This is a genomic window from Shewanella sp. LC6, from assembly GCF_006385735.2.
GTDB lineage: Bacteria > Pseudomonadota > Gammaproteobacteria > Enterobacterales > Shewanellaceae > Shewanella > Shewanella xiamenensis.
In genome coordinates, this window is record NZ_CP043902.1 from 4630046 (window position 1) to 4642278 (window position 12233).

Sequence of the window (12233 nt, forward strand, 5' to 3'; positions counted from 1 at the left end):
CCTCTTAACTACTGTTTTTATAGATATTTAGTAACTGACAAATAAAAGGTTGAACTCTTTTTGTCATAAATCTCAAATCCCTGAGATGTCCCCACTTCTGGGTTATAGAAACGACCACTATTGTTATGACCAACAGCCAACACCCAGTCAGGCTTAAACGACCAACCGAGTTCTTGGGCGAAGGTAAATTGATCGTCGAGTCGACGACCGTAATAGTTTTTGGAGACTCGATAACGACCACTCACATCCAAATACCAATTAGCCGTAATTTGCCAATAAGCATCGAGTAATCCATCGAGTTGCTGTTCAACTAACACGCGCTCACCAGCGGTTTTGTATTGGTAAGCGTTGTAGCGATAGCGCGGTGAAAAATAAAAACTGAGGTTATCTAGCGGGCTCCAAAATAAGTACGCAGCAATACGCGGTGCATATTGCAACCTATCCAATTTTGATTCGCGCTCTGCGGGCAGATACACACCTAAACTGCCTTTGAATGAGACGGTATCGCTTAAGGCATACAGTGGTGTACGGTATTCCAGCAAAGGGTCATAAAAACTGGACTCTTTGCCATGCAATGTTTGCTTTTCGCCCCCAAGGGTAAACAGCACATTGCCCCAATTTGCCTTGTAATCGATCCGGCTATCGATGTTATAGGCTTGATAGGCGTAATAACTATCCGAGTCATAAATGTTTCGGGTAAACCCAACATTAACGTAGCCAGACCATTTTGCAGCTTGTGCATCCGTGGCTAACTCAAATTCATTGACAGCCAATACTTGGCCGACAAATGAAAAACTCGCCAGCATCACCTGCAAGCAGAAAAACACAGACCATTTATTTCGTCGACGAGAAATCGACGAATAATATTGATTATTCGTTGGTTGCATAATAAAACCTTGATTTATATTTTGATGAAAATATTGATAGTGAGCATGCGCTCTATATAGCGCTAGGATGTACTTGCTTGAATAGACTTTATCCAATTAAGTAAAATGGAATAGCAATGTTCCAAATTAAGAATGTAACTACGCAGAAAAATAGCTGAAATGAAATAAATAACACCAAATAAAACAAAAAAAGACAGTCCAATAAATATGCTTTCAAAATTAGTTTCACAAAACCAATTCCAAAGTGTAACGCTATATTCATTCAGTACGATTGTCGATTTATGGCCCACAAACTCACTCTGCGCCACAAGTGTCGAAGCCATTAAAAAATCATTCTTTTCAAAAGAATAAATTTCATTTTTAGCAGAAACACTTAGCGATAAGCTCAACCATAATATTCCGAGCACCAGTAATCCACCGACTATGGGATGAAGATGTTTCGGTATTTTTGAGTAATTTGTTGTGGCTAATTTAGTTAACATTTTCAGTCAATACGTCATACTATAAATAATCTCCACTGTGACCCACAGTTAAAGATACAAAACGATACATTTATCGCATCATACGCACGAAAAAAAATGCTTTTCAACTCAAGCCAGCGACAACTCATATGCAATTAAAATAAATATGAGTTAGATCAGAAAAAATTAGCGACATTAAACATAAACAACACAATTCATAACAGAAAAAACCGCCATAAAACACAATTTAAAAACAGATTAAAAACAATAAATAACAACATGCAGTGCGATTATTTACATATGCCACCATAATGCAAATAGCTTAACGGTAGTTTGGGATAATATGATGAGCAGCCAGTTGAGTTTGCAATTCTTTACAACGGCGACGTAACATTTCGCGAAGCAGTAACACCACGGGTGTGACATGTTCGCGTCCTGGGCACACTAAGTATAAATTGACCGACTCGCCGCGATATTCTGGTAACAAGGGCACTAAACGCCCAGCCATAATATCCTCTGCCAAATCTAAGCTCGACTTAAACACTAACCCCTTTCCTGCTACCGCCCAGCGGCGCGCAATTTCAGCATCATTCGCACTACGATTCCCCGTGACGCGAACTTTACATTCCTGGCCATCACGCTCAAATTGCCATTGATCGTGAGTTCTCTCATCTAACTTATAAAACAAGCAATTATGTTGTGTTAGCTGCTCTAAGGTTTCGGGTTGACCAAATTTAGCAAGATAGTCCGGCGATGCACATAACACTCTGTCGGCACTGCAAATCGGAAAGGCAACTTGATTAGAATCCTGCGGCTTACCATAACGCACCGCCACATCAATTTTATCGTGGTAAAAACTGCTGATATTGTCGCCTAAATGCAGACGCACTTGCAGCTGTGGAAAATCCAAGAGAAAGTCATCGAGCCAAGGGACAAATAAGTTTCGCCCAAAGTCAGATGAAACCGACAGGCTTAAGGTGCCAGAGACCTTACCTTTATCGCTGGCAATCGCCTGCTCTCCAAGGGCGAGATCACTTAAGGCGCGGCGGCAATGGATCAGGTAACGCTCCCCTTGAGCGGTTAATCTAAGGCTGCGAGTCGTGCGCACAAACAAACTCGTATCAAGCTGTTTTTCAAGACGTTTAATCGCTGCGCTCGCTGAAGCAGCAGAGAGGTCCATTTCGGCCGCTGCGGCCGAAATACTGCCGCAATCGGCAACGCGAACAAATAAGGCGAGATCATTAAGCAACATGATTATCAAATTTCCTTTGAAAAAATTACAAACTTTACCCCGTTTATCTAAAGGTTAATATTTCACACAATGGTGCTCAATGACAAGTGACAGACATGAGTCGCCAGTGAGGAATGATTATGAGAGCCGTAGGTTACCAAACAGCAGGCGCAGTCGATGCGCATAATGCATTAGAAAACATAACATTAGCCAAACCAACTCCAACGGGTTTTGATTTGTTAGTCGAGGTTAAGGCCATATCGGTTAACCCCGTTGATACCAAGATCCGCGCATCAAGCTCAGCGCCTGCTGGGGAGTATAAAATCCTCGGTTGGGATGCCGTTGGCGTTGTAAAAGCTATCGGGGACAAAGTCAGCCTATTTAAGGTAGGCGATGAAGTTTGGTATGCCGGCGATATTAGCCGCAGTGGTAGTTATGCCGAATATCAGTTAGTGGATGAGCGCATTGTCGGCCATAAACCGCAAACCTTAAGCAACGCACAGGCGGCAGCCTTACCCTTAACCAGTATCACGGCTTGGGAATTGCTGTTTGACCGTTTAGGTCTACCACAAGATGGTTCAGCCACAGATGCACGTATTTTAATTATCGGTGCCGCAGGTGGTGTGGGTTCGATTATCACTCAACTGGCGGTCAAATTGACTGGAGCAGAAGTTATCGGCACCGCATCACGGCCAGAATCAGCAACTTGGGTGCAAACCTTAGGTGCCGATGCAGTGATTAATCACAATAAACCCCTCTCGGAAGAGCTGGCTAAGCTCGATATTGCCGATGTCACCCATGTGATTAGCCTGACTCAAACCGATAAGCACTTTGACGAAATTGTAAAAGTGCTCAGACCGCAAGGTAAACTGGCACTGATTGATGATCCTGTCGGCCCGTTAGATGTGATGAAACTGAAGCGTAAAAGCCTGTCGCTGCATTGGGAGCTGATGTTTACCCGCAGCCTGTATCAAACCGAGGATATGATTGCCCAGCACCATCTACTCAATCGCATTGCAGAGCTTATCGATACCGGTAAAGTAAAAAGCACCTTTGGTGAGCATTACGGCACGATTAATGCGCAAAACTTGCTAAAGGCCCATGCACAAATTGAGTCGGGCAAAGCGATTGGTAAAATTGTGCTTGAGGGATTTAGCCAATGAAAATCACGGTTTTTGCGCAAATCCAAGCGCATTCAGGCCAGAGTGATTCACTCTTTAAAGTCCTCAAACAACTGGTAAGTGACACCCACACCGAGGCAGGCTGTTTGGAGTATACGCTGCATCATTCTTTAGATAATGCTAATCAGTTTTGGATGTATGAAGTGTGGCAATCCCAAGCAGCACTGGATGCGCATATGGCAAGCCCACACTTTAATACCTTTGTCGCCACCTCCGAGCAGTTAGTAGAGAAAGTCGAGATCCATAAGAGTTATGCTTGCTAGCATCACTAACAAGAAAGCGCCAAATTTGGCGCTTTCTATTTTTAAATCAACTGCGTAAATAAAGCTAAACCAACGTCATCGCCATTTTTCGGCGTAGATAAGCAATCTGTTGCATATGGGGTAAATCCTTCGGACAGTTGTCTTGGCAGCCGAGCAAGGTCATGCACCCAAACACACCATCCTGATTACCGATCACATGGTAAAAATCCTCCGCAGTGCGGGCATCACGGCTATCGAGTTCAAAGCGGGCAATTTTCATCATGCCAACTGCACCGACAAAGGTCTCGCGCATTTGCTTGGTCGCGCAGGCTGATACGCAAACGCCACACTCGACGCAGCGCTCTAACTCATACAGGCGAGCAGCTTCTTCAGGAGCCATAGGCTCTTCGAGGCGATGAATGCTGATATCATTCGCCTTAGGATGTAACCATAGCTTTAACCGCTCAGCGAGTTCACGCATAAATTTACCTGTGTTAACCGATAAATCACCGATCAATTCAAAGCCAGGTAACGGCATCAGGGTAATCTCACCCTTGGGATATTTAGCGGTTAAGGTACGGCAAGCTAATGTCGGAAAACCATTGATCACCATGGCGCAACTGCCACAGATCCCTGCCCGACACACAAAATCAAACTGCAACGACGTATCTTGCTCTTCTCTCAGCTTATTGAGGGCAATAAATACTGTCATCCCCGGCGTTTCAGTGAGTTGGTAACGCACCATTTTCGGCTTATCGTTTGGCTCCTGTGGATCATAACGAAAAATATTAAAGGTTAACTGGCGACCTTGGGTCATTATGATTTTTCTCCTAACGCATTGGCAGAGGGTTTTTGTAAGGTATCACTTAAACGTTCATTTTTAGCTTGCAGGCTGGGCGGCAGCTCGAAAGGCATCAGCGCCGCTTGGCGTTGATAGCGATCGGCATCCTCCCCGAGCACAGCCAAAATTTCAGCAATTTGTTGCTCACGTTTAGCGGTATCGGGGTGAGCAATCGCATTGTCGATACCATAACCCCGGTATCCCGGTGGCAGTTCCATCTTCATCACATCTAGCGGCTCGTAGCTCAACACGGGTTCCAACGCATTGGCATCAGGCCAACTGGCGAGGGTGCGATTAAGCCAATCGCGGTCATTACGCTGTGGATAATCTTCACGGGCATGGGCACCGCGGCTTTCGGTGCGAGCGGCAGCGCCGCAAGCAACGGTCAGCGCTACCTTGAGCATGCGCTTCACCCTCAATGCCTCCACCAGCTCTGGGTTGGCGTGGCGTTTTTTACACTTAATACCGAGTTTGCGTGAACGTTCAAGCAGGGCTTTCAGCTCTGTCACTGCTTTATCGAGTTCAGGGCCATTACGGAAAATCCCCACGTAATCCATCATAATTCGCTGCATTGCGTGCTTAAGTTCGAAGGGGTTTTCTTGACCATCGCCATCGACTATGGTGTCTATCTCAGTCTGTACTTGCCGCATAAATTTTTCGGCAAGCTGGGTATTGATTTCAAGGCTATTATTCTCACAAAAATCAGCGACATATTTACCAATAATCATACCGCCCACTACGGTTTCGGCGAGCGAGTTACCGCCCAAGCGGTTAAAGCCATGCATATCCCAACAGGCGGCTTCGCCCACGCTGAATAAGCCCTTAAGCTGCGGACTTTCACCGGTTGCTTTGGTGCGAATGCCACCCATGGAGTAATGCTGAGTCGGACGCACGGGTATCCAATCCTTTGCAGGGTCGATCCCAAGGAAGTTCTCACAAATTTCTTGCACTTCACGCAGGTTGGTTTCGATATGTTTGCGCCCAAGCAGGGTGATATCGAGCCATAAATGCGGGCCATAGGGGCTATCGACGCCCTTACCTTTACGCATATGTTCGGTCATGCGGCGAGACACTACATCCCGCGATGCCAGTTCTTTTTTCTCTGGCTCATAGTCCGGCATAAAACGGTAGCCGTCTTTATCCCGCAGCAAGCCACCGTCACCGCGGCAACCCTCTGTGGTTAAAATCCCTACGGGCACAATCGCCGTTGGGTGGAACTGCACCGCTTCCATATTACCAAGGGTCGCCACGCCCGTTTCGAGCGCCAGCGCCTGACCTATACCCTCGCAGATAATCGCATTGGTTGAGACTTCATAAATCCGGCCATAGCCACCAGTGGCAATCGTGGTCGATTTCGCGACATAGGCACGCAACTCGCCCGTGATTAAACAGCGGGCAATCACCCCGTGACAACGCTCTCCATCGTGGATAATCGCCAGCGCTTCGACGCGCTCATGGACCGGAATATCCATCGAAATGGCTTTGTTATCCATGGCATAGAGTAAAGAGTGGCCTGTACCGTCGGCGGTGTAGCAGGTGCGCCACTTTTTGGTGCCACCAAAGTCGCGGGCATTAATTAACCCGTGGGCTTCTTCGGCTTCCTGTAGAGTAACTTTTTGTGCGTTAACAATGACTTCCCTCGGACCAGCACTGACGCGTGACCAAGGTACACCCCAGTTGGCTAACTCACGTACTGCCTTTGGCGCACAGTGAGCAAACATTCTGGCGACCTCTTGATCGCAGCCCCAGTCCGAACCTTTCACAGTGTCTTGAAAGTGCACATCTTCATCATCACCCATGCCTTTAACTGCGTTGCCAAGGCTTGCCTGCATTCCCCCCTGCGCTGCGGCGGAGTGAGAACGTTTGGCAGGAATAAGCGATAGCACTAAGGTATCCAGCCCACGCTCTTTAGAGGCAATGGCAACCCTTAGCCCTGCCAATCCGGCACCAACCACTAATGAATCGGTATAAATCAGTTTCACGCCTGCTCCTTAACGGGTACTGCTGTTATTGTTTTAGGACAACACTCTTTTGTTATATTTCGCTCAACTCGCATGGGGTAAAAATGCCAATAAAGAGGCAATTCCTACAGTGACAAACGCGATACTCACAATAGTTTTAATCTTACGTAAACGGCTGCGACTATTAAGATCCCGCGCAGCGCCCCACTTCAGTGCCACGCGGTAAACCCCGATGGCCGCATGTAACTCCACCGTCAGTAATAGCGGCAGATACACCATCCACACGCCTTGGTTCCAAATCCGCTCGGCGCTGCCCTGCGGGCCTATGGTTTCAGGCGCCGAGCCAATAAGCCACAGATGCACTGGCAGCAATAACAGGATCACCACCCCCGTAATGGCCTGCCAGCGCCACAGGCGAGTATCGCTGTGATTGATCACTTGCATCTGCTGTTGCAGCGCCCTTTGCTGACGCAAACTCATCGGTAGCTTCTGCAATGCCACTAGCACATGCACTAACGCTAAAGCGGCAATACCGATGGCAATACCAGTCACCACCCAAGGGTACCCATGACCATCACTAGAGAGAAAACTTAGCTCCATAGTGCGCGCCACCCAGTTCATGGCATCGCCACCCAACAAAATGGACGACACCAACACTAAGTGACTCCATAAAAACACCGCCAAAATGACACCCGACACACTCTGGCTTAAATCCAGCCACGCACTCCATTTTTTTATACTTAGTTTGATTGCCATTGCTTTCGCCTCGCGCCACAGGCTCTATTGAGCCAAGCTCATTAAGTGATCTTTAAAAATTAATATCGCTCACAAATCCAACAACAAACCTGAGTTAGATCAACTAGGAGGCGAATAATTAATCGAATGCTTAACTATTAGCGATAGAACCAATAAAAACGAGTGGCAGCGACACAAAATCCTGCGGCGAATTATCTCAGTGCAATGCGCGCAGCAGGGTTGGCATTCAAATTACTGGGGCACATAGGGCTGCACAGGAACAGTCAACTCGCTGCCGATCAACATATAAGTAACTAAGCTAGCGCTACCTAGACACAACAAATAGATAATTAATATCTTAGCGAGTTTACGTAAGCCGGAGCGTTGAGTGGTAATGCCCCACTTAACTGCCACACGGTACAAACCAATCATGGCGTGGATCACCACTGCGGGCAGCAATAAGGCATAAAGCAGCCAAGCATTATCGTGATAAACACGCTCGGCGGATAAATGTGGGCCAATCTCAGGATTTAAGATCATGGTAAACAGATGTACAGGCACCAGGAAAAACAGAATAAAGCCAGTAATGAGCTGCCAAAACCATGCATGGGTATCACGGTGATTAATGCCACCTAAATGCGAGCGCAATGCCCGCCACTGACCCAGTTGTGCCGGAAACCGCCTAAGCGCAACTGCGGCATGCAATATCACCACTAACAGCATAAAAACCGAGAAGACTTTAGTAACCATCGGAAAGCCATGGCCTGTACTACTAAACATACCGCCTTCAAGCAGTTGTACTACTTGGTAAAATGCCTCTTTGCCCAGCAAAATGCTCGACTCGAAGTGCATATGCAACAACAGGAAGCATCCCAACATAATGCCTGTCGCGCTCTGTAATCGATCAGCCTTAGCCGACCAAGGGTGACCTATCCCCTGTGTTTTCACCCTAGTGTGAACGCGCGTTACGCTTATCATCTTGCTTTTACCTTTGATGGTTTGTTGACACCTCTTTGCAAACTACACCATAGCAGTAACAAAATACCCGGCTGAGCGTCACAGATTTAAAGCGTGAGGTAACTCACGGGAGCAGCGTCAACTCTTAGAAGGCGATCACAAAAAGCAAGTAAAAAACCAAACAAAGGTAAAACCAATTAACCATTATATTTCATATGTTTATACTAAAAATCGAAACGACCGGTTCGCATTTTCGCACAAAAAGGATGACTGACTAACTCTTTGTCGGCGTAGAATAAAATCCATTTATCACTCGCCAATCCCCTGCTGCACAGCAACTCATTTATCTAATTGAACAATGCGAAATTGCCACCGAATTCTGCAATTTAGCGCGGTTTGGGTATACAATAGCGTGATATTTTTTAACCCTAGCCACAGGATTTAACCCATGCCTTGGATCCAACTCCGCATTAACACTAACAGTGATGATGCAGAAACCATCAGCGACTTACTCATGGAAGAAGGCGCAGTCTCCATTACCTTTGAAGATGGTAAAGACACCCCGATTTTTGAACCTAAACTGGGCGAAACCCCGCTGTGGCGTGATACCGTGGTTGTCGCGCTATTCGAAGCCGATACCGATCTAACCCCAAGCATTGAGATGCTGAAAACCCTGCCGTTTTTAGGTGAACACTTCAGCCATAAAATCGAGCAGATTGAAGACAAAGATTGGGTCCGCGAATGGATGGATAACTACCACCCAATCCAATTTGGTAAACGCCTATGGATATGCCCAAGCTGGCGTGAAGTGCCCGATCCAAGTGCAGTCAACGTGATCTTAGATCCGGGTCTGGCCTTCGGCACAGGCACTCACCCCACGACAGCACTGTGTTTAGAGTGGTTAGACAGCTTAGATCTAAGCAACGAAGAAGTGATCGACTTTGGTTGTGGCTCAGGGATTCTTGCCGTTGCCGCCCTAAAACTGGGCGCGAAAAAAGTCACTGGTATCGACATCGACTATCAAGCCATTGACGCCTCAAAAGCCAATGCCGAGCGTAACGATGTTGCCGACCAACTCGAGCTCTACCTGCCTGAAGATCAACCCGCCGATCTTAAGGCCGATGTATTAGTTGCCAATATTCTCGCAGGCCCACTGCGCGAACTCGCCCCCCTTATCGCCGACCGAGTCAAAACAGGCGGTAAATTAGCCCTCTCTGGACTCCTAAAAGAGCAAGCGCAAGAAATCTCTGACTTTTATAGCCAATGGTTCGACATGGACGAAGCGGCTCACAAAGAAGATTGGAGCCGCTTGACAGGTACGCGCAAATAACGCTAAAGGGTGGCGCAACATGCGCCACCACTGGCTTAGACTAATTTTGCCGATTACTTCTCAAGGCTAAAAAGTCAAGAAAAAAAATTGCTCCTAGGTCATTTATTGACCTTTTCACGGCCAATAAAAAGGGCTACTATAGCGCCCCTTTGAAGAGCTAAGGTGAAACAGTAAATGCAGATTGGACCCTATCAACTGAAGAATCAGCTGATCGTGGCACCAATGGCAGGTGTCACCGATCAAGCTTTCCGTAATCTCTGTCTTCGTTATGGTGCAGCCTTAGCGGTGTCGGAGATGCTTTCATCCAATCCTGAGGTTTGGGATACGGATAAGAGCCGCCAGCGTATGACACATTCTGGTGAGGAAGGTATTCGCTCAGTGCAAATTGCAGGTGCAGATCCAGAGTTAATGGCGCAGGCCGCCCAGTTCAACGTTGAACAAGGCGCCCATATCATTGATATCAACATGGGATGTCCTGCAAAAAAAGTGAATAAAAAGCTGGCTGGCTCAGCCTTAATGCAAAATCCGCCCCTCGTAAAAGACATTTTACAAGCCGTGGTAGCTGCAGTAGATGTGCCCGTTACGTTAAAAATTCGCACAGGCTGGGAGCCTGAACACAGGAACGGTGTTCAAATCGCCCAGATTGCCGAGGATTGTGGCATTGCCTCGCTGGCCGTTCATGGCCGCACGAGACAATGCATGTACAAAGGCGACGCCGAGTACGACACCATTAAAGCAATTAAACAGAATGTCTCGATTCCTGTTGTCGCAAACGGGGATATCGACAGTCCGGAGAAAGCCCGCTTTGTGCTGGATTACACCGGTGTCGATGCTCTGATGATAGGACGGGGTGCTCAAGGACGACCTTGGATTTTCAGAGAAATCCAGCACTACTTGGAGACGGGTAATAAGCTAGCGCCCATTGAGGTGGTAGAACAGCGTCAAGTGATGCTGGAACACCTCACCAAACTTTATGATTTATATGGTGAATATAAGGGTATCCGCTTCGCCAGAAAACATATTGGATGGTACCTAGACCAGGAGGATCAGCGCCAGTTTCGGGCTGACTTTAATCAGCTGGAAACCGCTGCAGAACAGTATTCCCTCGTGGAATATTATTTTGATGAATTAGTAAAGAATTAATAAAGAGCAGAATAGAATGTTTGATCAGACAACTAACACAGAAGTTCACCAGCTTACCGTTGGCAAAATCGAAACCGCAAACGGCACTATCAAGCCCCAGTTATTACGTGATGCTGTTAAGCGTGCCGTAACTAACTTCTTCGCACAGTTGGACGGTCAGGAAGCACAAGAAGTGTATGAAATGGTGCTAAGTGAAGTTGAAGCACCTCTGCTTGACATCATCATGCAACACACTCGCGGCAACCAAACCCGCGCAGCAAACATGCTAGGTATCAACCGCGGTACTCTGCGTAAGAAATTAAAGAAATATGGAATGAACTAATCTTTTAGATTAAGTGATTGTTAGAAAAGGGGTTAACCTGCAAAGGTTAGCCCCTTTTCGCATTATGTGTACGGCAATATGTACCCCGAATATCGCCTTAAAGCCCCAGCATCTGTTGTAGCTCTTGATGGGAGTTCACTTGATAATGTGGGGTGATCCCCGCTGGCGCAGCATGGCCATGGACGTTGTACCAGCAAGTATGAATACCGGCATTGATACCGCCTTGAATATCGGAATGGGGATTATCACCCACCATTAATACTTGCTCACGCGCTGGCCGCCCCATTAACTCAAGCGCATGCTCAAAAATACCCACATCGGGTTTGGCGATGCCGACTTTTTCTGAAATCACTAAAATATCAAAATGATGCTGCAAGCCTGTTCGCTGTAAGCGCACCGTCTGCAACTCAGTAAAGCCATTAGTGATAATCCCCAGTTTAGCCTTACCTTGCAATGCCGATAGCAATTCGCGCGCACCGGGCAGCGGCGCACAAATCTCAGCCATGGCGGCTAAAAATGCACTGTTTAAGATTTGTGGCGATACATTAAGCCTTGCTGCCCAAGGCTCAAAACGGATAGTTTGCAGCTCTGCGGCACTGATCTTGCCATCCTGATAAGCAACCCAAAGCGGTTTATTTACCCTTTGGTATTCCTCAAAATCGGCCTGAGTAAACTCAACACCAAAGCCAGCAAACATCAACTTTAGTCCTTCAAAGGCATCGAAATAAAATAACGTTTCATCGGCGTCGAAAAGCACCCAAGCATAGGGCGTGGCCGAGGAATAGGTTTGGTTTGAGGACAAAATAACACTCCTAACAAAAGATAAAATGTAACTAATTAAAAATTGTCAACACTGGCAGTATAGGGAAGCCGCTAACACCATAGCAAATTAACGCATCGCCAAACTCAACTCGGGATCATGCAGTCGGCCTCATCCAACAT

The 12233-nt window shown here is 46.9% G+C and carries 13 protein-coding genes; 5 read left to right on the top strand and 8 right to left on the bottom strand.

Translation table 11 applies throughout. From position 1 onward, the window contains the following. Positions 1-17 precede the first annotated feature (17 nt). The 3 genes from FJD32_RS20690 to FJD32_RS20700 all read right to left on the bottom strand — a co-directional run bounded on the left by FJD32_RS20690 (position 18) and on the right by FJD32_RS20700 (position 2600). Entirely contained in the window at positions 18-887 is an 870-nt protein-coding gene (locus FJD32_RS20690) for a hypothetical protein (RefSeq protein ID WP_037426371.1), read from the bottom strand. Between the two features lie 62 nt (positions 888-949). Beyond that, entirely contained in the window at positions 950-1369 is a 420-nt protein-coding gene (locus FJD32_RS20695) for a hypothetical protein (protein ID WP_088586237.1), read from the bottom strand. A gap of 301 nt (positions 1370-1670) precedes the next feature. Continuing rightward, positions 1671-2600 carry a LysR family transcriptional regulator gene (locus FJD32_RS20700; protein WP_037426378.1) on the bottom strand — a complete coding sequence of 310 codons (930 nt, stop codon included), beginning with the start codon at positions 2598-2600 and terminating at the stop codon, positions 1671-1673. 119 nt (positions 2601-2719) lie between these two features. Between FJD32_RS20700 and FJD32_RS20705 the strand changes: the two genes are divergently transcribed. Beyond that, the gene (locus FJD32_RS20705; protein ID WP_088586238.1) at positions 2720-3742 is read left to right on the top strand and encodes a zinc-binding alcohol dehydrogenase family protein; all 1023 of its coding nucleotides are present in this window, start codon (positions 2720-2722) and stop codon (positions 3740-3742) included. Continuing rightward, positions 3739-4023, top strand: coding sequence for a putative quinol monooxygenase (locus FJD32_RS20710; RefSeq protein ID WP_037413650.1), 285 nt, complete (start codon positions 3739-3741; stop codon positions 4021-4023). Before FJD32_RS20705 ends, FJD32_RS20710 begins: the two co-directional genes overlap by 4 nt. 64 nt (positions 4024-4087) lie before the next feature. On the opposite strand, the gene FJD32_RS20715 is transcribed toward FJD32_RS20710, so the two are convergent. The 4 genes from FJD32_RS20715 to FJD32_RS20730 all read right to left on the bottom strand — a co-directional run bounded on the left by FJD32_RS20715 (position 4088) and on the right by FJD32_RS20730 (position 8517). After that, the gene (locus FJD32_RS20715; RefSeq protein ID WP_088586239.1) at positions 4088-4819 is read right to left on the bottom strand and encodes a fumarate reductase iron-sulfur subunit; all 732 of its coding nucleotides are present in this window, start codon (positions 4817-4819) and stop codon (positions 4088-4090) included. Then, on the bottom strand, positions 4819-6825 hold the full coding sequence (locus FJD32_RS20720; RefSeq protein ID WP_088586240.1) for a fumarate reductase flavoprotein subunit: 2007 nt from the start codon (positions 6823-6825) through the stop codon (positions 4819-4821). Before FJD32_RS20720 ends, FJD32_RS20715 begins: the two co-directional genes overlap by 1 nt. Positions 6826-6888: 63 nt before the next feature. Beyond that, a complete protein-coding gene (locus FJD32_RS20725) occupies positions 6889-7560 on the bottom strand; it encodes a fumarate reductase cytochrome b subunit (RefSeq protein WP_088586241.1) in 672 nt (223 codons plus the stop codon). 231 nt (positions 7561-7791) lie between these two features. After that, positions 7792-8517, bottom strand: coding sequence for a fumarate reductase cytochrome b subunit (locus FJD32_RS20730; protein ID WP_088586242.1), 726 nt, complete (start codon positions 8515-8517; stop codon positions 7792-7794). A gap of 427 nt (positions 8518-8944) precedes the next feature. On the opposite strand from FJD32_RS20730, the gene prmA reads away from it, so the two are divergent. From prmA to fis, 3 genes are all read left to right on the top strand, one after another. After that, positions 8945-9826: a 50S ribosomal protein L11 methyltransferase gene (gene prmA / locus FJD32_RS20735; protein ID WP_037413663.1), complete on the top strand. Its 882-nt coding sequence runs from the start codon at positions 8945-8947 to the stop codon at positions 9824-9826. A 174-nt stretch (positions 9827-10000) separates the two neighbouring features. Next, the gene (gene dusB / locus FJD32_RS20740; RefSeq protein ID WP_037413666.1) at positions 10001-10969 is read left to right on the top strand and encodes a tRNA dihydrouridine synthase DusB; all 969 of its coding nucleotides are present in this window, start codon (positions 10001-10003) and stop codon (positions 10967-10969) included. Positions 10970-10985: 16 nt separating this feature from the next. Further along, positions 10986-11291 carry a DNA-binding transcriptional regulator Fis gene (gene fis / locus FJD32_RS20745; protein ID WP_006083371.1) on the top strand — a complete coding sequence of 102 codons (306 nt, stop codon included), beginning with the start codon at positions 10986-10988 and terminating at the stop codon, positions 11289-11291. Positions 11292-11388: 97 nt separating this feature from the next. On the opposite strand, the gene yjjG is transcribed toward fis, so the two are convergent. Continuing rightward, positions 11389-12093 carry a pyrimidine 5'-nucleotidase gene (gene yjjG, locus FJD32_RS20750; protein WP_037426395.1) on the bottom strand — a complete coding sequence of 235 codons (705 nt, stop codon included), beginning with the start codon at positions 12091-12093 and terminating at the stop codon, positions 11389-11391. Positions 12094-12233: the final 140 nt, after the last annotated feature.

What these genes read in the sequence shown, in the direction of transcription:
- FJD32_RS20690 (WP_037426371.1), bottom strand. Translation starts at nt 887, where the DNA reads ATGCAACCAACGAATAATCAATATTATTCGTCGATTTCTCGTCGACGA.
- FJD32_RS20695 (WP_088586237.1), bottom strand. Translation starts at nt 1,369, where the DNA reads ATGTTAACTAAATTAGCCACAACAAATTACTCAAAAATACCGAAACAT.
- FJD32_RS20700 (WP_037426378.1), bottom strand. Translation starts at nt 2,600, where the DNA reads ATGTTGCTTAATGATCTCGCCTTATTTGTTCGCGTTGCCGATTGCGGC.
- FJD32_RS20705 (WP_088586238.1), top strand. Translation starts at nt 2,720, where the DNA reads ATGAGAGCCGTAGGTTACCAAACAGCAGGCGCAGTCGATGCGCATAAT.
- FJD32_RS20710 (WP_037413650.1), top strand. Translation starts at nt 3,739, where the DNA reads ATGAAAATCACGGTTTTTGCGCAAATCCAAGCGCATTCAGGCCAGAGT.
- FJD32_RS20715 (WP_088586239.1), bottom strand. Translation starts at nt 4,819, where the DNA reads ATGACCCAAGGTCGCCAGTTAACCTTTAATATTTTTCGTTATGATCCA.
- FJD32_RS20725 (WP_088586241.1), bottom strand. Translation starts at nt 7,560, where the DNA reads ATGGCAATCAAACTAAGTATAAAAAAATGGAGTGCGTGGCTGGATTTA.
- FJD32_RS20730 (WP_088586242.1), bottom strand. Translation starts at nt 8,517, where the DNA reads ATGATAAGCGTAACGCGCGTTCACACTAGGGTGAAAACACAGGGGATA.
- prmA (WP_037413663.1), top strand. Translation starts at nt 8,945, where the DNA reads ATGCCTTGGATCCAACTCCGCATTAACACTAACAGTGATGATGCAGAA.
- dusB (WP_037413666.1), top strand. Translation starts at nt 10,001, where the DNA reads ATGCAGATTGGACCCTATCAACTGAAGAATCAGCTGATCGTGGCACCA.
- fis (WP_006083371.1), top strand. Translation starts at nt 10,986, where the DNA reads ATGTTTGATCAGACAACTAACACAGAAGTTCACCAGCTTACCGTTGGC.